Here is an 18,391-nt window from a genome sequence, read left to right as displayed (position 1 = left end):
GACCCGCTCCCGTCAAAGGAAGCAGGTGCGCGGCAAACAAAGGCCCGCACGAGGCGGGCCTTTGATCGTCGAATTGTAAGATAGTCGAGGCTAGAACGATCAGGCCGACTTGGCGTAGGACGTGACCTTCGCGAAGTTGTCCTGCGCGGTCTTCGCACCGTCGGCGATCAGCTTGCCGAGATATTCGGTGGTCGCCTTGGCGCGGGCCACAACGACTTCGCCCTGGGCGCGGAGCAGGTCGTTCTGGATCGACACGGCTTCGTTCAGCGACTTGGCCGAAGCGAGCTTGTCGATGCCGGCGAACAGCGCCTGCGCGTCTTCGTACATCGCCTGCTGGATGGTGCGGGAGATCTTCGCGGTCTCGCTGACCGAACCGGCAACCGCGGTTTCGATCGCCGAAGTCACCTTCTCCGAACCGTTGTGAATCTCGGTGGCGCGAACCTGCGCGTTACCGGCGGCCTTCTTCACGAACTCACGAGCAGCTTCAGGAACTTCGACGTTCGGGAAGTTCTTGAGCGCGTCGGTGACGGGCGTAAAAGCGGTCTTGACGGTGTTCAGCACGGACTCGGCGTTGAAAGAATTGGTCATGTTTGTCTCCATCCTCAGGTTTCGAGCTATGGGCTCATCCCCGTCCGGAATGGCCCGGGGCACGGGTCTTATGCCAAAGTCTATGACGCGATGCAACATGAATATTGCACCGCGTCATCACGAACCTGTGATGTAATGAAAACGTATTTAATACAGGCAGTTAGCCGACCGCCTCCGGAACCCCGTAGGCTTCAAGCTGGGCCCGTACCTTCGCGACATTGTGGCCCAACATCACGATATCATGGGTTTTTCCGGCCAGATCGCGCACCTGATCGTGCAGCAGCGCCTCCGCCTTGAAGCCAAGGCTTTCAAACAGCGCGATAGCGCCGGTCTGGTCTACCGTCATCTGGGCGACGATCTTTTCCAGCCCCGATCCCAGCGCCAGCGCGAAAGTCTCCTGCGACAGCGCCCGGCCGACGCCGAGGCCGCGCACGTCCTTGGAAACAACCATGCGGATTTCGCCGACATGGGGAGACCATGACAAGGGATCGCGCACGATGGTGCCGCAGCCCACCACGGCGCCATCCTTGATGGCCAGCAGGCTGACCAGTCCGCCGCGATCAATCTCCTTGATCCAGGCGGACAGCACCTTCGGCTCGCTGATGTTGCGCGGGATGAACAGCAGATCGTGAACCGGCAGTTTCTGTGCGAATGCCAGAACCGCCGCTTCGTCCGCCGCGGTCATATGGCGAAATTCGATTTCGCCACCTTCGGTCTTCACGCGGCGCGGGTAGGAACGGACTTCAGTGCTCATGTTGATCGCTCACTTAACCAGGAATCGAGTTTGGGCCAGAGACGTTTGATGGCGTTCGCTCCGGCAACGAGACTGACATGACCGCCTTTGAGAATGACCTCGGTCTTGTCCGTGGAACCGATTTTCGCAACGAGGTGCTTGGCGGCATCATACGGGACAATGTGATCGTGCTCGGCCACCGCATGCAGCAAGGGAATCTTGATGTCGGCGAGATTCGCTGCCCGGCCGCCAACCGTCATGGTGTCGTTGAACAGCTTGTTGTCCCACATCAAATCTTTCGTGGTCTGCCGGAAGTATTCGCCGGCCAGCGGCAGCGTATCCTGCCCCCACCGATCGAACATCTGGAAGGACTTCACATACTCGTCGTTCCAGATGTTTTCCCAGAGCTGAATCTGCCCGACCGCGCGCGATGCCGGACGCAGCATTTCAAACGACGACCGGATCATTTCGGGCGAGACATTGCCGGCCTTGTCGATCAGGCCGTCCACATCGAAGTAGCGGCGGTCGGAAAAATTCTGGAACAGCTTCATCTGCCGGAAATCAATGGGCGTCGTGAAACACACCAGATTCTTCACCGGGCCATCGCGATGAATCGATGAATAGAGCAGCGACAGGACGCCGCCGAAACAATAGCCGATCAGATTGACGTCGGTTTCGCCTGAATCTTCCTGAACGCGCTGAATGCATTCCGGGATGAAGCCAAGGACGTAGTCTTCCATCCGCAGCGATTTTTCCTCAGGCCGCGGCGCGTTCCAGTCGAGCATGTAGACATCGAATCCCTTCTTGAGCAGGAATTCGATGAAGCTCTGTCCCGGAACGAGGTCGAGGATGTAACCGCGATTGGTCGTCGCCATCACGATCAGGATCGGAATGCGGTAGATCTCATCCGCCATCGGCCGATAGTGATAGAGATTCATCGTGCCTCTGGAGATCAGCACGTCTTTCGGCGTCGATCCGAGCGCGGGACCGGATGACGCAAAATATTCGACGCCCTTGATGCTGCGCTGAATCGCGCGCTGGACTTCGGTCTGGATGCGTTCACCGATCTGGGTAAAATCCGGCACCGTACTCGCGCCGGCGGATGCGTTGTTGACCGATGCGTTCATGGTGCGCCTCCACCGGCTGCGGACGGCGGCTGCTTGGTGCGCGGCGGCCGCGGCGCGGCGATCCCGTTCCCTTGTGAAGCAGCATCGCCATAGACGCGATTGAGAATCGCCTTGATATCGTTCAACTGGCCTTCGATCGACTGGAGGCGCTCAGCCATACTGGTCATCTGCGCGCGGCTGGGCAGATTCATGCCGACCAGATAGCGCTCCATCAGATCGCCGACGGCTTTCTGTGCGCCAACGGACGCACCCGTCAGTTGGTGCGTCACCTTGCTGAATTGTTCCGAACCCATGACCTGATTGGCCATGGTGTTGAAACCTTTCTCCATCTCCGCAAGCATGGTGTGCCACACCTGCATCGGATCGGTGGGTTTGTCGGACATATTTGGCGCCCCTCCGGAAGCATTAACGAAGCAGCCGTTGAGCCGGCCTTTTTTACCATTCCATACCGTTGCGGGACCGGGGTCAACCGGCCCATCGTTTAAAACGGGGTGACGCCGCTCCCCGCTTCTGTCAGCGTTAAAAGCATGCAATAGGGATTTAACTTGTTTCATTTCGAGGGATGCGACGTGGACACAATTGCACATCAGCCGCCGCAGATGGCGAAAGCCAACGGGATCGAACTCTGTTACGAAATTTTCGGTGCGCCGGATGCACAGCCGCTGGTGCTCATCATGGGCCTCGGCGCCCAGATGATCCATTGGGACGACGAATTCTGTCAACAGTTGGCAGGGCGCGGCTTTCGCGTGATCCGTTTCGACAATCGCGATATCGGAAAGTCGACCAGACTGTCCGGCGGCAAGCCGCTGCGCGCGCTCGATCTGATCAAACTCCGGCTGTTCAAGATCGCGCCGGAGGCGCCCTATAAACTCTGGGATATGGCGAACGACGTAGTCGGGCTGCTCGATACGCTCGGCATCGGCAAGGCGCATATCGTCGGCGCGTCGATGGGCGGCATGATCGCGCAGGAAATCGCGATGCAGCATCCTGATCGTGTGCTGTCACTAACCTCCATCATGTCGTCGACCGGCAATCCGAAACTGCCGCAAGCGACCCGCGAGGCGTCAGCCATCCTGCTCGCACCTCCCCCGGCCACCAAGGAGGAATATCTCGAGCGTTTCGGACAGACATGGAAGGTGCTGCGCGCCGGCTCGTTCCCGCAGGACGAAGCAAAGGACCTCGAACGCGCCGAAGCAACCTATGCGCGTGGTCTCAATCCGGCCGGCGTCGGGCGGCAATTGCGCGCGATCCTTGCCTCGGGCAACCGCAAGGACCGGCTGCGCTCGGTGAAGGCGCCTACGCTGGTCATTCACGGCACCGTCGATCCGCTGGTGCGGGTGGAGGCCGGCAAGGACACCGCCGCATCCATCCCTGGCGCGAAGCTGCTGCTGATCGACGGCATGGGACATGCGCTGCCGATTCCGATGTGGCCCGCCATCATCAACGGCATTGCCGATCACGCGCATGGGGCCGTGAAACGTTAGCCGGATTTCAGTCGTGGCCAGACGTAGCCGATCTTTAAACGGTTAAGTCCAGTCGTGATCTAAACTCAGCTCCCCGCCCACACGTCGAGGACGTAGCGGTTCTGCGTTCCCATGCTGTCGATCCAGGCTGCCGCGGCGGCTTCATCCGCGCCTGTTTTCTCGCGGTAGATCGACATCAGCACGCGCTTGACATCCGGCTCCATCTTGCCGCCGTCGCCGCAGACATAGATGATCGCTCCCGCCTCGATCAGCTTCCAGACCTTGTCCTTCTGGGCTGCGATCAGGTCCTGCACATAGCTCTTCGGCGTGTCCGCACGCGAGAAGGCAACGTGAAGATCGGTGATCCCCTGCTCCGCGTAGCCTTTCAGTTCATCGGCGTAGAGGAAATCCTGATCGGGATGACGGCATCCGAAGAACAGCATCGACGGGCCGAGCGTCTGCCCCTTCTCCCTCATCGCCGCGCGCTCCTGCAGGAAGCCGCGGAACGGCGCGAGACCGGTGCCCGGTCCGATCATGATGATCGGCGTCAACGGATTCTCGGGAAGCCGGAAGCCGGCCTTGGTCTCGCGGATGATGGCGTGAACCACATCGCCCGGCCGGCGGCTGGCCATATAATTCGAGCAGACGCCCTTGTAGATGCCGCGCCCGGAGGTCGCGGGCGCATCGACCACGCCGACGGTCACGCTGCATTTGTTGGCACCGAGCGATGCCGGCGACGACGAGATGGAATAATAGCGCGGCGACAGCAGCGACAGCATTTCCAGATAGGTATGGAACGGCAGTTCGCACGCCGGATATTCTTCCAGCAGGCTGTAAACCGACCGGCGCTTGCCCAGAATTTCCGAGCGGTAGAGTTCGGTGGAAGCAGGATCGTCGCCGACAAAGGCTTCCAGCTTCGGCTTCGTCCTCGGACAGCGCGTATTCTCCGCCATGATCTGAATCTGCTTGCGGGTCGCGATCTGCTGCAACTCCACGAACTCGGTGAGCAGCCGCCCGACCGACACGGCATTGTCGACCGGCAGTTGCGCCCGGCGCCCGGCGGCCACATGCAGCCGCACCTGATCCGCGGGCAGGAAACCGAAACGCCGCGCCACCGCATCCACCAGAACCGGATCGTTACGCGGAATGACGCTCAGGTGATCCCCGACCCGATATGTGAGATTATCCGGCAACTCGACTTCTATATGCCGCGTCGAGCGCGTGGACGGATTTGCGCCGGAGACGTTCTGCAGTTCGTCGTTGGCAAGAACCCGCATCTGCACCACGCCGCCCTGAACGACGATGGTGTTGACCGCGGTCGGAGCAACAGGCTCGAGCTGATACAGCGGCGCATCGTCCGCGCTGCGGGCGAAGCTCGCGCCCGATCCGGCATCGAGACCGAACTCCTTCATCGAGGCCGCGCCGAGCTTTGCGAACCATCTCTCGAACTGGCCGTCGAGATCGTCTCGCGCGTCGCCCTCGCCGCGCGTATAAACGGATTTCGCGCCGTGCGCTGCGAGTTGTTCGTCTAGTATGCGCGGGATCGACTGATATGTCGCAGCCCAGTCGCTGTTGCCACAGCCGAACACGGCATAGCGCACCCCGGCCAGCGCATCCTTCGCCAGATCGCCCGAAACCCATTTGACGAATTGCGTGGCGTTATCCGGCGCTGCGCCGTTATAGGACGCGCAGAAGATCAGGACGCCACCCTTGTCGGGCAGATGACCGGCATATTCATCGAGTGTCCCGAGCTTGGTGTCGAAGCCGTTGACTTCGGCAAGGTCTGCGACGCGCGTTGCCAGTTCTTCGGCGGTACCAAGATTCGATCCGTAGAGAACGAGAAGCGGCGTGTTGTGGCCAGGCCGCGCACGGGCCGGCGCTGCCGGCGCCGCAGTCCCGGTTGAGGCGGCCGCAGGCTTTGCCGTGATCTTCCGCTCGCTGTCGGGTCGCGGACGCACCTTGATCTTGAAGCCATCGGGCTTGATGGTAAGCGTTTCCTTCAGATGCATCTGATATCGCTCATGGTCGATCAGCCGGAACCGCTGAAGGATCATGCCGAGCGCCAGCGCCGCTTCATGCATCGCAAAGCCGCGGCCGATGCAGGCGCGCTGACCGTTGCCGAACGGCTTCCACGCATTCGCTGGGCGCTTGGCCTCCGCCTCGCGGCTGAAATTCTCCGGATCGAAAACGTCCGGATTCGGCCCCCACACGGACGGATCACGATGCAGCGCCATCACCAGGACGGTGACGAACGTACCTTTCTTCAGCTTGTATTTGCCGCCGATGGTTTCGTCCTTGAGCGGAGAAACACCATAGGCCGGTGCAGGCGGCCACATCCGCAGCGATTCTTTCAAAATCTGCGAGATGTAGTGAAGCTGCGTGACCTGCTGGAAGGTCGGCTTGGCGTTGATATCCGCACCGAGAACGCGATCCACCTCCTCATACGCCTTTCTCAGCACCTCGGGATGCTTGAGCATGGCGTAGATCGCGCAGGACAACAGACCGCTGGTCGTTTCATGGCCTGCGATCAGAAATGTATTGATCTGATAACGGATGTTCACATCGTCAAGCTGCTGACCGGTCAGCTTGTCGACGCCGGTCATCATCGCGTTGAGCATGTCCTTGGTGCCGGCGGCGGCATCCGTATTCTTGCGGCGTTCGGCGACGATCTCGTCCACCATCTTGTTCATGAAGACGACGTCTTCTGACAGTGTCGCGCGGCGTGCCCGCATGAACAGATTCTCAAGCGGCAGGCCGCGGGTCATCATGATAGTTTCGAGCGAGCGCACGAGCGCACCGACGAACGGATGATAGTCCTCTCGATAGAATGAATTGAACCGGTAGTCGAAGCCGCAGAGGCCGATCGTATCGAGCGTCAGAGCGGTCATGTCGTGGACGACGTCGATCTCGTCGTCGGCGTTGAGACGTTCCCATTTCTTGACGAGCTGCTCGGCGATATCAACCATCATCGGGTGGTACGACTGCATTGCGCGTCCGCCGAACGGCTGAAGCAGGATGTTGTGTGCCTTGCTCCAGTTCGGCTCGGTCGTATCGGCCGTGAACAGGCCATCGCCGCCGATGGCGCGCACACGGCGCAGCGCACCACGTACCGCCTTGTCAAAACGCTTTTCGTCGCTCAACTCATCGACGAGATCGAACCCCGAGACGATCACGAGCGGCTGGCCCATCATGTCGAGCCAGAAGATCGGTCCCAATTCCCTGCTCTTGCGGACAAGATCCTGCACCGGCGCTGTCGAATCCAGCGACAGCATGTTGCCGACGACCGGCTTCTTCGGCGGATGGGGAATCGGATTCAGCTTGTTCGGGGACGACATCGCTCGGGTATCTCCTGCCCACGTGACTTGATCGACGTCCGGCTGGCCCGGAGCTTTTCGCCCAAGCTACTGTTCCGCCGCATCTTTTGCAAAGACTTCCGGAACCATGTGAAACTCACATGGCATGCCAGGATGCCGTGATCCCGGATCAGCCAAACCTGCGCTTGCGCCACTCGATGATCTTGGCGCTGACCTCGGCGGGCTGCTCCTGCTGGGTCCAGTGGCCGCTGTTCCTGATCAGGTGCTTCTCCAGATCGGGAACGATATTCTCCATCCCGTCGCAGGATGAGGGCGGAAGAACCGCATCGTTCTCCGCCATGATCATCAGAGCGGGCACCCGCACGGTGTGGTCGATATGCGCGGATCTCTCCCAGTTGCGGGTCATGTTGCGATACCAGTTGATGCCGCCGGTGAAGCCGGACGTCTTGAAGGCATCAATGAAGACCTGCATCTCCTCGGGCGACAGAATCTTTTCGCGCGGATCGAGTGTCCCGTCATAGCCCGCGACCATTTGCGGAAAAGCCATGTTGAGTTTTGGCGATGCTCCAAGACCGGCCGCAGGCGGTCCCTCGCCGGCTTCCGCCGCTTTCTTCTGCGGCATCGGCTTGCGCATGAAGAAGTCGAACGTCTGCTCGACACGGCTGTCGAAAATCTTGTCAGCGCGGCGTTCCGGATCCTGAAATTGCGCGATGTAGAGATGGTCGCCATAACGCTTGCGGAGCAGACCGATCGGATCGCTCTCGGTGCGGGGCGTATGCGGCGTATTGACGCCGATGACGCCCGCGACGCGCGAGGGATAGCGCAGCGGCATCTGCCAGACGATGAACCCGCCCCAGTCGTGACCGACGAAGATCGCCTTGTCGATGTTGAGATGATCCAGCAATCCGACAAGGTCGGCTGTCAGGTTCTCGATGTCGTAATCCTCGACCTTCTCCGGCCGATCGGTCGCACCATAACCGCGCTGGTCTGGCGCGATGACGTGGACGCCCGCTTCGCCGAGCGCCTTGATCTGGTGGCGCCATGAGAAGGCGATTTCCGGCCAGCCGTGGCACAGCACCACGGGCGGCTTGCCTGTTTTCGGACCGGCCTCATAGAAGCCCATGCGGATGCCGTTGACCTTCGCATACTGAAGCGGCGGCATTTCAATCATTGGGTGCGCCATGTTTCAGCTTGCGGCGCTCGCGTGGTTCCCGGGCGAGGCAAAGGCCGCCGATAAAATCTCGAACTCCTTGGGCAGCATGTTCGCAAGCACCTCGGCATGAGGGATGATGTTCGCTCCGGCGATGAAGCCGAAATCGAGCTGGTCGCGATAGCTTTGCACCGTGATGTTGAGCGCAAGGCCATGGGTCGAGATCGAGACCGGGAAGATGTGCAGCAATTCGGCGCCGACCGCATAAAGCGTCTGCCGGGGACCGGGCACGTTGGAAATGGTCACATTCGCCGCCGGCGGCAGCACGTCGGACAGATTGGAGCGGCTGTAAAGCAGCGCCAGCACCTGAATCAGCATCGGCGCGCCGAGCATGGCGACATTGGAAATCGACGGCATCAGCGCGCGCAGAGGATGCGACATTTCCTTGGACTTGGTGGACTGCGCGATGATCGCCTCGAGGCGCTCCTTCGGGTCTTCGATGTTGCTTGCGAGCGAGCACACCATGCCGAACACCTGATTATTGGCATCGGTGTTGCCTTCCTCGCGCAGCGAGATCGGCACCGCCGCGGTCAGCGAACGGCTCGGCAGGCCGCCCTGCTCCAGCAGATAGCGGCGCAGCACACCGCTCGACAGCGCCAGCACCACGTCATTCAGCTTGCCGCCAGCCCTCTTGGCGATGGCCTTGGCTTCCGGCAGCGACACAGAGACACCGGCGAAGCTCCGCTCCGACGAAATCGACTTGTTGAGCATCGTCGAGGGCGACACCATGCTTGCAAGGCTGTCGCGCGACTTGGGGTCGGAAACCTTGGTCAGCAAGTCGCGGATGCTTTTGACTGTCTCCGGCACCGTGCCGAGCATCCGGATGCCGCTTTCGATCTGGAACATGGCGTTGTCGAACAAAACCGAGCCGAGGTCGCTCTTGCCGCTGCGCGGCAGATCGAAGCTCTTGACGTTGGACGGGTCCAGCGGCTGACGCCAAAGCTGGGTGTAGGAATCGAGCATGTTGGCCGCGATGTCGCGCGGCTCATTCGATGGCTTGTTGGGAACGGTCTTGGGGAATTCACGCGGCACCGGCGTGATGTCATAGATCATATTGGTGAGCGCCGCGCCCGCGCCACCGTCGATGCAGGCATGATGCATCTTTGAATAAAGTCCGATCTCGTTGTTTGCCATGCCCTCGAACACATAGAACTCCCAAAGCGGGCGGGCCCTGTTGAGCAATTTGGCATGAATCCAGCCGACGGTGCGTTCCAGCATCGCGCGGTCATGCGGCGCGGCAAGGCTGGCGCGAAAGATATGGCGGTCGATGTCGAACTGGTCGTCCTCGACCCAGCTCGGATTGTCGATGTCGAGCGGGGCCTTCTCCAGCCTTGCCTTCAGAATCGGAGCGACATGTATGCGGTCGGCGATCATCTTCTTGAAGTCTTCAAAGAAATCGCCCTGGTATCCGTCCTTGAGCTTGAAGATCGCCATGCTTCCGACGTGCATCGGCATCTCGGGTGTTTCGAGATACAGAAACGATGCGTCCATCGAGGACAACTTCCTGGCGTGACTCATGTGATCCTCCCGTTTCAGCGAAACCATGACGCCTGCGATGCCTGACCGCATGTTTGCGTGATGGTCCGATTTGCCGCCGTTGCCTTTCCGGCAATTCTCGTGGGGCGATAATCTTGCCGGATGCTAACCCTTTTCCGGACGCGCATAGGCCAGTGAGAATGGCCCCGAGCGATCAAATGGTTGAAACTCACCTTCCTTTTGCGCAAGGCGATCGGCGACAGCCCACAGGGCAGCGGCGTTGACGCCGATGCCGATATGGCTCGCCAGTGTGACCTCGATGTTCTCAGCGGTGTCTGAGACCCGGTTGAGGCAAGTCCGCCAGTTCACGACGCCATCCGTGCGTGTATAGAGCGACGACGTCGGCACGGGAAGATCGCCCGCGATGGCCCGAATATCCCGCAGATCGGCATCTGCTATCTTCTCGCCGGACAGCATCTCGTAGATCGCCCTGGCATTGGTCGCGCTGATGTCGCCGGCAAACGGACTGCCGAGGGTCACGACATAACGCACCATTTCCGGCATCTGCAGCGCCAGATCGCGCGCATAGACGCCACCCAGGCTCCAGCCGACAAGACTAACCTTGTGGCCCGTCGTGTTGTGGACACTGGTCAGCAGCTTGGCCAGCTTGTCGCGCATGCTGTAGACGCCGCCGGTGTTGCGTCCGAAGCCCCATGGGTGGGTCGAGAAGCCAAGCAGATCCAGATAGCGCCGCAGGATAAGCGTGGAGACATCGCTTGCCAGCAAGCCTGGCAGCACGAGAACCGGATGACCGTCTCCGCGCGGCGCCATTAAAAGCGCGGGCGCCATCAGCAATGTCGCGTTCAGTTCGAAAACGCCCCGTCCCTCGGCCAGGAAAAGACCGAGATTTGGCGGCCGCAGGCGGCCCTTTTCGGCAAGGTAGCTCTCGTTAACACTCATCGCGACCTGCCCCGTTGACCACGCCGTTACTGCTCCGCATTGAGGCAGTCCGCTCAGTCTAGAAGCATGTCGGGGCGTCTGCCAATTGGCTTTCAGAGAAAACTCGGGCGTGGTGAATATGCTGCTCTGCACCATGCTTCGGACATGTTGGCGCATTACTGGTCGCCACCTCGCGGGATGCGACCCCATGCCTTGGGTCAGTCCGAGACATTTTTCCCCTTGTTGCGATAGCCTGTCACCCTGATGGCCCGAGACCCTGCATGAGCACGTACCGCCTCGACCACTTTTTCGCGCCGCGCTCGATTGCACTGATCGGCGGCAGCCCCAAACCCGCTTCGGTCGGCGGCACCACACTTCGCAATCTGCTCGGCGGGAAGTTTGGCGGACCGATCCACATCGTGAACCGCAAGTATTCCGACATCGAGGGCATCAAGACGCTTCGCGATATCGAGGACATTCCGGATGTCCCGGACCTCACGATCATTTCCACGCCGCCCTCCGCCATCCCCGGCATCGTGAAACGGGCGGGCGCGCGCAACTTTCCCGCAGCGATGGTTTTGTCCGCCGGACTTGGCCTCGGCACCGGCTCCTACACCGAAACCATCGCCCAGACGGCGCGGCTCACTGGCCTGCGCCTGGTTGGCCCCTCGCTCGGCATTCTGGTGCCGCGCGTCAAACTGAATGCCAGTTTCGCATCGCGCCTGCCACAGGACGGCGATCTGGCGCTGATTTCGCAGTCCGGCGCGATCTCCACCGCACTGGTCGAATGGGCTGCGAACCGCAATGTCGGATTTTCCGCGATCGTGTCGACGAGCGAAAATCTCGACGTGGATTTCGGCGACCTGCTCGACTATTTCGCGCTCGATTCCAACACGCGCGCCATCCTGCTCTACATCGAGTCGATCAGCGACGTCCGCAAGTTCATGTCGGCGGCACGCGCCGCCGCGCGCGTCAAACCCGTCGTGGTCATCAAGTCCGGCCGTCACACCCAGGGCGCGCGCGCGGCGGCGACGCATACAGGCGCGCTCGCGGGAGCCGATGCGGTGTACGATGCCGCGTTTCGACGCGCCGGACTTTTGCGCGTGCTCGATCTGGACGAATTGTTCTCCGCGGCGGAAACGCTCGGCCATCTGCAATCCTCTCACGGCCATCGGCTTGCCATTGTCACCAATGGCGGCGGCCTCGGCGTGCTTGCGGTGGACCGGCTGATTGATCTGGGTGGGGAGCTTGCGGGTCTTTCAGAAGACGTCCGGAAAAATCTCGACAAGGTGCTGCCCGAGCGGTGGTCCCACGCCAATCCCGTCGACATCCTCGGTGATGCAACACCGGAACGCTACGCAAAGGCTTGCGAACTCGTGCTGGGCGACACCGCGAACAACGCGGCGCTGATCATGAACGCGCCGAACACATTGGCTTCGCCGGTGGACTGCGCCAAGGCCGTGGTCGCCGCCGTCAGGCAGTTTCGGGCCGAAACCTATTCCCGCAAACCCGTGTTCGCGACATGGGTCGGCGACAACGGAGAGGCCACTTCGGTCTTTGGCGAAGCCGGCATTCCGCATTTTTCCAACGAGGCGGACGCCGTGCGCGGCTTCATGCACATTGTACGCTATCGGGAAGGCCTCGACGTCGCGATGCAGACGCCGCCGAGCCTTCCCGAAGATTTCGCGCCGGATGTCACGGCGGCGCGCACGATCATTCAGAATGCATTGCAGGATAAGCGAAGCTGGCTCAATCCGGTCGAGATCACCGAGTTGTTCGCCGCCTATGCGATTCCGATTGCCTCGGCGACACTGGCGCGCGATCCGGAACAGGCCGCGCGTGCGGCGACGGCCATTCTGGCGGAGGGAAACACGGTTGTCGTCAAGATCAGTTCGCCTGACATCCTGAACAAATCGGATGTCGGTGGCGTCCGTCTCAACCTCACAAGCGAACGCGCGGTGCACGATGCAACGGAGGAAATCCTGCAGCGGGCGCACACCCTGCGGCCCAAGGCACGGATCGACGGCGTCACCGTTCATCCCATGATCCTGCGTCCGCGCGCACGCGAACTCATCGCCGGTCTTGCCGACGATCCGACCTTCGGACCGGTCGTGGTGTTCGGGCGCGGCGGTACCGCCGTGGAAGTCATCAACGACAAGGCGCTGGCACTTCCGCCGCTCGATCTCAACCTCGCCAGGGATTTGATCGCGCGCACCCGTGTCTCGCGCATTCTCAAAAGTTACCGCGATGTGCCGGCTGCGGATGAAGGCGCCGTCGCGCTGCTGCTGGTGAAAATCGCGCAGATGGCGGCGGACCTGCCCGAAATCCGCGAACTCGACATCAATCCGCTGCTTGCGGACAAGGACGGTGTGATCGCGGCCGATGCCCAGGTGTCGATCGCGCCGCTCAGTGAAGCGATCCGTGGCTCCGGTCACTACCGGTTCGCCATCCGCCCCTATCCGAAGGAATGGGAGCGGCACACCACTCTCAAGGACGGACGACACATCTTCGTCCGGCCGATGCGGCCCGAGGACGAGCATCTCTATCCGGAATTCTTCTCGCATGTCAGCCAGGAGGATATCCGGCTGCGCTTCTTCTCGGCGATGAAGGAATTGACCCATCCGTTCATCGCGCGCCTGACGCAACTCGACTACGCGCGCGCGATGGCCTTCATTGCTATCGAGGAAACAAGCGGGAAAATGCTGGGCGTGGTGCGCCTGCACACCGATGCGGACTTTGCCAGCGCCGAATACGCCGTGCTGGTTCGTTCCGATCTCAAGGGCATCGGCCTCGGCTCGCTGCTGATGAAACTGATCATCGAGTATGGCCGTGCGGAAGGCGTCCGCGCCATTCGCGGTCAGGTTCTGTCCACCAACACTACGATGCTGGAAATGTGCCGGCATCTCGGATTTGAAATCCGGCCCGATCCGCAGAATTCCGATATCTCGCTGGTGGTGCTGCCGCTGATCACGCAGGCGAAATAGAAGCGGCGCAATGCACCGCTTCTTCGCATCGCTTCATGGGACCAGAACGGCGCGGCCGACCAGCTTGCCCTTCTTCAGATCCTGCAGGGCCGTATCGGCCTGATTGAGAGGCAGGGTCGTCACGGGAATTGCCGGAATCTTCTTTTCGCGCACGAGGTCGATCAGTTCCTGGGTTTCGCTCAGGCTGCCGACATAGCTGCCCTGGATGGTGACTGCCTTGATGGGAATCAGCGGCAACGCCCACGGCGCACCGCCGCCGAACAGGCCGACCATCACCAGCTTGCCGCCCTTGCTCAGGCAATCGAAGCCGAGCGTCGCGGTGGCCGAGTTTCCGACCAGGTCGATGGCGCCGAGGATGGGGCCGCCGGCCTTCGCTGCGATCTGCTGCAAGGCATCGGGAGCCGCGCCATCGACGGCGGCCAGCGCACCCGCTTTCATCGCAGCATCCCGCTTGCCCGGATCGATATCGACGACAATGGCGCCCTTCCCGCCCATTGCCTTGAGCAGCGTCAGCGCCATGAGACCAAGTCCGCCCGCACCGAAAATCACAATGGGCCTGTCGATCACGTCCTGCAGTTTCTTGATCGCGCTGTAGGTGGTCACGCCGGAACAGGCGTAGGGCGCAGCGGTGACGGGATCGAGTCCCTTCAGGTCCAGCAGATAGCGCGGATCCCGGACCATGATGTGATCGGCATAGCCGCCGTCACAGTACACGCCGAGCGAGCTTGGCTTGACGATGCACATGTTCTCGTCGCCGGTCAGGCAGGTGGCGCACTTGCCGCAGCCCTGCCAGGGATAGACAAGCCTCACATCGCCTACGGCCACGCCCTTGGCATCGGGTCCGAACGCAACCACCTCGCCGACGGTTTCGTGTCCCATCGTCAGCGGCAGCGAGACACCGCGATCTTTCAGCGACAGCGGCTTGCGGCCATGACCGAGATCGTACCCGCCCTCCCAGATATGAAGGTCGCTATGGCAGACGCCCGCCGCCTTCACCTTCAGCAGCACCTGCGTGCCGGTCGGCTGCGGAGTCGCGGCGTCCACTTCCTTCAACGGGCCGTTGAATTCCTCGACCTTGAAGCTCTTCATCGCGCAACCTCCCTTTTCTTATTGAACCGTCCGAAATGCGACTTCCGTGCGGGCGGGAGTAGAGGCGAGCGGAGGCAGGCCTGTCAATACGGCCCGCGGCAGGGCGGGCCGCACAGGAAACTTGGCCGCGGCGGCTGGATGGATTACGCAGGATCGTCCGGCGGACCCCGGCAGGCGACACTCGAAAGCAGACCGCGATGACCGACCAGTTTGACTGGAATCTCGTTCGATCGTTTCTGGCGATCACGCGCAGCGGCAGCATGACGGCCGCCGCCAAAAGGCTCAAGATCGACTATTCGACCCTCAGCAGACGAATTGCCGCACTCGAAGCATCGCTCGGATCGCAACTGTTCGATCGCCGTACCAGCGGGTCATCCCTCACGGAGGCCGGCGAGAGGCTGCTGGAGATGGCCGAGCAGATGGACCAGCTTGCCACCTCGGCCGCGCAATCTATCGGTGACTCAAAACTTCAGGCCACCGGCGCGGTGCGGATCGGAACGCCGGATGGGTTCGGCACGAAGTTCCTCGCCCCGCGCCTTGGCGAACTCAGCGACCGGCATCCCGAACTGACCATCGAACTCGTCGCGATGCCGCGTGAATTCAGCCTCTCGCGGCGCGAGGCGGATATCGCCGTCAGCCTGACGCAGCCCAGCGAAGGACGTCTGCATTCCCGCAAGCTGACCGATTACGAACTCGGGCTCTATGCCTCGAAGGACTATCTGGCCAACCACCCCGCCATCAAGACCGCCGCCGATGTGCCGTCCCACCGGTTCATCTCATATATCGACGATCTGGTTTATTCGCCGGAGCTGGAATACACGCATTTCGTCGCGCCGGAATTGCGCCCCGCGATCAAAAGCTCCAACCTGATCGCGCAGTTGAACTCGACCGTCGCCGGCGCAGGTCTTTGCGTGCTGCCCTATTTCATCGCGCAAACCGAACCCCAACTGGTTCGCGTTTTGCCGAGTTTCCGCCTGATCCGCACCTTCTGGCTGGTGCTGCACAGCGACCTGCGCAACATCGCCCGGGTCAGGGTTACGGCAGATTTCATGGCCGAACAGGCCAATAAGGCTCAGTCGCTATTTCTGCCGAAGAGTCAGAAATAGAAATATGCCGGGAAAGGGCTTCACAAAGAAGCCTCGTCACGATCGCGGATCAGTTATAGCAGTATCCGTAACAACCACCGCCCGGATTTGGATTGGTGTCGGGCTGACCGGTCTGGTTGGTCTGATTGGACTGCGACTTGTTCTTCGCGGCCGAGTTGCCGCCATCGAAGATCGAGAAGTAGCCGAGCGGGTCCGTTCCCGGCGGCTTCGCCGGATCGGTGACAATCGTCTTGCCGAAGCCGAGACGCGCAGCCATCTGGTCGGTCGGCAGATCGCTGATGCCGCCGCTCTGCCCCGGCCCGCTGGTCAGCGCGGTCATGATCTTCTGCAGCAGGAAATCCGGAATCGGAATCGGCTCCGGAATCGGATCGTTCGGCCCGGTCACCCACGTCATGTACCCCGGGCGGACGATCACCGAACCGGCATTGTTCTTGATCACCACCGAACCGACATGGCCGATGACGATTTCACCCTGCGCTCCGGCGAGCTTGGGATCGCCCCCGGTGAAACCCGGCGGGATCGGATACACGACCGTCGCGACACCGCCGCGGATGCCGAGTGTCGCAACCGGTGTCTTCACCGTGACGCCGGCAGTGTGGCTGATCTGTCCGCCGACAAAGCGCATCACGCCCTTGGAGACGGTCGCCACCATCTTTCCGGTCCCGGTGTTGGGATCGTAGACATATTCGTCGATGACGATGTTGCTGTTGCGCCCGACGTTCAACGTGGACGTATCGGGGAACATGATCTGCGTCGAACCCTGTGCCGAGGTCTGCACCCGCTCCTTGTAGATGATGTTGGTGCCGATGGTGAGCGTGCGCGTGCCAGCGCCCGGCGGGGTGCCGGTGGCATCGAGATTGACGGCACCGACGCGGCCGGAATTCTGCGCTTCAGCCGCTGGAATCAGCGCTGTTGTCGACAGCAGCACTGTCAGCAGCGACCGGAGATATGTTTCCTTGGACAATAACATCTGCTGCTACCTCAGAAACGGGCGGTCGGGCCGAACATCACCGAGAAATTATCCAGGCGATAGTTCGGCAGCGAGGAATCGGTCTTGTCGTACTGAACCGCAGCGGACAAACCGAAATTCCGTGTAATCGGCGCATTGAACAGCGCACCCACCGACCACTGACGGTCGCTGCGCACGGTGAACGGATCAATAAGCGGATTTGCGGCGTCGAAGCGGGTGTCGATCCACCGTGCAAACGGCGCAATGCTCCAGTTGCGCGACATCCAGACAAACGGCGGCGCAAACTCAAGTGTCAGAGCCGCTTCCAGCGCCCACTGATCGAATGACTGAGACGCCAAGGCCGCATCGCCGCGACGATAAAGTCCCCGCGCATCGAGCCTGATCTGTTGCGCGATGTTCCAGTTCGCCGATAGACCGCCGGTGTACCAGTCGCTCGAACCGAAGCCCGCGACAGGATCGGTGGTCCTGAAATCCGCGCGGCGCCATTCAAAATCCGGCCCGAAGGAGAACCTGTCGTTCACCGGAACCTTCATGCCGATGCCGACGCCCGCGGTCGAGAAATACGAGACGCCGCCAAGCCAGGTATTGCCGCCGACGACGTACGGCTTCACCGTCACGCCCGGCAGAAGCTCGGGTGCGAGGGCGAGCCTTGGTCCGAAGCTGATCTCGAACGTGCCGACGTTGAGATCCTTCAGGCGCGACTGTTCGGTGAGATAACCGACGGCGCGCGTTTCGAGAATGTCGCCGCGCTGGTTCTGCAAATCGTAGTCGTGGCTGAGACCGACGAGCCCGAACCAGTTGATGTCGCTCTTGCGTTGCGCTGTCGGCAACAATGCCAGGTCCTGACCGCCGAAACGCAAAATGCCGTTGCCCGGCGCGAAGCTGGCATTGCTCTGCGAGCGAATGCCGGTCTGCGCGAAGCCGGAAAACCGGCTCGGCTGAAGCTGCTTCTCGGTATCGGGCAGATAGGTTTCGACCCGCTCCTTGGTCACCGGATCAATATCGGGGCTCGCGAGCGCTTCCTTGAAGTAGCGCTTGGCCATCTCATACGAGCCGAGGCGGAAATACAGCGCGCCGAGTTCGTATTTCACGCGGGTGAGCCTGGGATTGTAGAACAGCAGCCGCTCAAGCGCGCCGATTGCGGCTTCGTAATCGCCGCGCGCAGTCGCGACCTTCACATAGGCGAAGGTCACCTCGTGATTGCCGGGGTTGCGGACCATCTGCTGAAACAGGTTCTGCTGTTCCGACGCATCCTGTGCACGCGCATCTTGTGCAGGAGCGAAAAAGACAAGCGCGCAAACAGCGAAGATGCTGGACGCCGAGACGGCCTGCATTCGCGGCCTTTTCAAAACAGGCAATACTCGAAACCACATTGCAAAAAATCCCGCCGTC

14 protein-coding genes are annotated in these 18,391 nt (G+C 61.2%); 3 read left to right on the top strand and 11 right to left on the bottom strand.

Going from position 1 to position 18,391, the window contains the following annotated elements; all coding sequences use genetic code 11:
* Positions 1–99: 99 nt before the first annotated feature.
* The 4 genes from HMPREF9696_RS01065 to HMPREF9696_RS01050 all read right to left on the bottom strand — a co-directional run bounded on the left by HMPREF9696_RS01065 (position 100) and on the right by HMPREF9696_RS01050 (position 2,831).
* A complete protein-coding gene (locus HMPREF9696_RS01065; RefSeq protein ID WP_002711081.1) occupies positions 100–588 on the bottom strand; it encodes a phasin family protein in 489 nt (162 codons plus the stop codon).
* Positions 589–748: 160 nt separating this feature from the next.
* Positions 749–1,342 (bottom strand): GNAT family N-acetyltransferase, encoded by a 594-nt coding sequence (locus HMPREF9696_RS01060; RefSeq protein WP_002711080.1) that lies wholly within the window; start codon positions 1,340–1,342, stop codon positions 749–751.
* Positions 1,339–2,448, bottom strand: a complete 1,110-nt coding sequence (locus HMPREF9696_RS01055; protein ID WP_002711079.1) for a PHA/PHB synthase family protein — start codon at positions 2,446–2,448, stop codon at positions 1,339–1,341. The genes HMPREF9696_RS01060 and HMPREF9696_RS01055 overlap by 4 nt, the downstream gene beginning before the upstream one ends.
* Positions 2,445–2,831, bottom strand: a complete 387-nt coding sequence (locus tag HMPREF9696_RS01050) for a hypothetical protein (protein ID WP_002711078.1) — start codon at positions 2,829–2,831, stop codon at positions 2,445–2,447. Before HMPREF9696_RS01050 ends, HMPREF9696_RS01055 begins: the two co-directional genes overlap by 4 nt.
* Positions 2,832–3,017: 186 nt before the next feature.
* On the opposite strand from HMPREF9696_RS01050, the gene HMPREF9696_RS01045 reads away from it, so the two are divergent.
* Positions 3,018–3,932 (top strand): alpha/beta fold hydrolase, encoded by a 915-nt coding sequence (locus tag HMPREF9696_RS01045; RefSeq protein ID WP_002711077.1) that lies wholly within the window; start codon positions 3,018–3,020, stop codon positions 3,930–3,932.
* 65 nt (positions 3,933–3,997) lie between these two features.
* Here HMPREF9696_RS01045 and HMPREF9696_RS01040 read toward each other — a convergent pair whose 3' ends face one another.
* The 4 genes from HMPREF9696_RS01040 to HMPREF9696_RS01025 form a co-directional block, all read right to left on the bottom strand.
* Positions 3,998–7,246 (bottom strand): bifunctional cytochrome P450/NADPH--P450 reductase, encoded by a 3,249-nt coding sequence (locus HMPREF9696_RS01040; protein WP_002711076.1) that lies wholly within the window; start codon positions 7,244–7,246, stop codon positions 3,998–4,000.
* A gap of 148 nt (positions 7,247–7,394) precedes the next feature.
* Positions 7,395–8,396: an alpha/beta fold hydrolase gene (locus HMPREF9696_RS01035; protein ID WP_002711075.1), complete on the bottom strand. Its 1,002-nt coding sequence runs from the start codon at positions 8,394–8,396 to the stop codon at positions 7,395–7,397.
* A gap of 15 nt (positions 8,397–8,411) precedes the next feature.
* Positions 8,412–9,953: a WS/DGAT/MGAT family O-acyltransferase gene (locus HMPREF9696_RS01030; protein ID WP_002711074.1), complete on the bottom strand. Its 1,542-nt coding sequence runs from the start codon at positions 9,951–9,953 to the stop codon at positions 8,412–8,414.
* A gap of 123 nt (positions 9,954–10,076) precedes the next feature.
* On the bottom strand, positions 10,077–10,871 hold the full coding sequence (locus HMPREF9696_RS01025; protein WP_002711073.1) for a lipase family alpha/beta hydrolase: 795 nt from the start codon (positions 10,869–10,871) through the stop codon (positions 10,077–10,079).
* A gap of 260 nt (positions 10,872–11,131) precedes the next feature.
* Here HMPREF9696_RS01025 and HMPREF9696_RS01020 point away from each other — a divergent pair, with 260 nt between their 5' ends.
* On the top strand, positions 11,132–13,834 hold the full coding sequence (locus HMPREF9696_RS01020; RefSeq protein ID WP_002711072.1) for a bifunctional acetate--CoA ligase family protein/GNAT family N-acetyltransferase: 2,703 nt from the start codon (positions 11,132–11,134) through the stop codon (positions 13,832–13,834).
* 33 nt (positions 13,835–13,867) lie between these two features.
* Here the strand turns inward: HMPREF9696_RS01020 and HMPREF9696_RS01015 are convergent, their stop codons facing one another.
* Positions 13,868–14,923 (bottom strand): alcohol dehydrogenase, encoded by a 1,056-nt coding sequence (locus HMPREF9696_RS01015; protein WP_002711071.1) that lies wholly within the window; start codon positions 14,921–14,923, stop codon positions 13,868–13,870.
* 197 nt (positions 14,924–15,120) lie between these two features.
* Here HMPREF9696_RS01015 and HMPREF9696_RS01010 point away from each other — a divergent pair, with 197 nt between their 5' ends.
* Positions 15,121–16,029 carry a LysR family transcriptional regulator gene (locus HMPREF9696_RS01010; protein WP_002711070.1) on the top strand — a complete coding sequence of 303 codons (909 nt, stop codon included), beginning with the start codon at positions 15,121–15,123 and terminating at the stop codon, positions 16,027–16,029.
* Positions 16,030–16,078: 49 nt separating this feature from the next.
* Here the strand turns inward: HMPREF9696_RS01010 and HMPREF9696_RS01005 are convergent, their stop codons facing one another.
* Entirely contained in the window at positions 16,079–16,999 is a 921-nt protein-coding gene (locus HMPREF9696_RS01005; RefSeq protein WP_002711069.1) for a FecR family protein, read from the bottom strand.
* Positions 17,000–17,010: 11 nt separating this feature from the next.
* A complete protein-coding gene (locus HMPREF9696_RS01000; RefSeq protein ID WP_002711068.1) occupies positions 17,011–18,333 on the bottom strand; it encodes a tetratricopeptide repeat protein in 1,323 nt (440 codons plus the stop codon).
* Positions 18,334–18,391 lie beyond the last annotated feature (58 nt).

The organism is Afipia clevelandensis ATCC 49720 (assembly GCF_000336555.1).
Classification (GTDB): Bacteria; Pseudomonadota; Alphaproteobacteria; order Rhizobiales; family Xanthobacteraceae; genus Afipia; species Afipia clevelandensis.
The sequence above is the reverse complement of the archived record's forward strand: the minus strand, read 5'-3'. Positions and strand labels throughout refer to the sequence as shown.

Excerpts from the sequence above, each read along its gene's own strand:
- HMPREF9696_RS01025 (WP_002711073.1), bottom strand. The coding sequence starts at position 10,871 with ATGAGTGTTAACGAGAGCTACCTTGCCGAAAAGGGCCGCCTGCGGCCG.
- HMPREF9696_RS01035 (WP_002711075.1), bottom strand. The coding sequence starts at position 8,396 with ATGATTGAAATGCCGCCGCTTCAGTATGCGAAGGTCAACGGCATCCGC.
- HMPREF9696_RS01005 (WP_002711069.1), bottom strand. The coding sequence starts at position 16,999 with ATGTTATTGTCCAAGGAAACATATCTCCGGTCGCTGCTGACAGTGCTG.
- HMPREF9696_RS01065 (WP_002711081.1), bottom strand. The coding sequence starts at position 588 with ATGACCAATTCTTTCAACGCCGAGTCCGTGCTGAACACCGTCAAGACC.
- HMPREF9696_RS01015 (WP_002711071.1), bottom strand. The coding sequence starts at position 14,923 with ATGAAGAGCTTCAAGGTCGAGGAATTCAACGGCCCGTTGAAGGAAGTG.
- HMPREF9696_RS01000 (WP_002711068.1), bottom strand. The coding sequence starts at position 18,333 with ATGCAGGCCGTCTCGGCGTCCAGCATCTTCGCTGTTTGCGCGCTTGTC.
- HMPREF9696_RS01050 (WP_002711078.1), bottom strand. The coding sequence starts at position 2,831 with ATGTCCGACAAACCCACCGATCCGATGCAGGTGTGGCACACCATGCTT.
- HMPREF9696_RS01010 (WP_002711070.1), top strand. The coding sequence starts at position 15,121 with ATGACCGACCAGTTTGACTGGAATCTCGTTCGATCGTTTCTGGCGATC.
- HMPREF9696_RS01030 (WP_002711074.1), bottom strand. The coding sequence starts at position 9,953 with ATGAGTCACGCCAGGAAGTTGTCCTCGATGGACGCATCGTTTCTGTAT.
- HMPREF9696_RS01020 (WP_002711072.1), top strand. The coding sequence starts at position 11,132 with ATGAGCACGTACCGCCTCGACCACTTTTTCGCGCCGCGCTCGATTGCA.
- HMPREF9696_RS01040 (WP_002711076.1), bottom strand. The coding sequence starts at position 7,246 with ATGTCGTCCCCGAACAAGCTGAATCCGATTCCCCATCCGCCGAAGAAG.
- HMPREF9696_RS01055 (WP_002711079.1), bottom strand. The coding sequence starts at position 2,448 with ATGAACGCATCGGTCAACAACGCATCCGCCGGCGCGAGTACGGTGCCG.
- HMPREF9696_RS01060 (WP_002711080.1), bottom strand. The coding sequence starts at position 1,342 with ATGAGCACTGAAGTCCGTTCCTACCCGCGCCGCGTGAAGACCGAAGGT.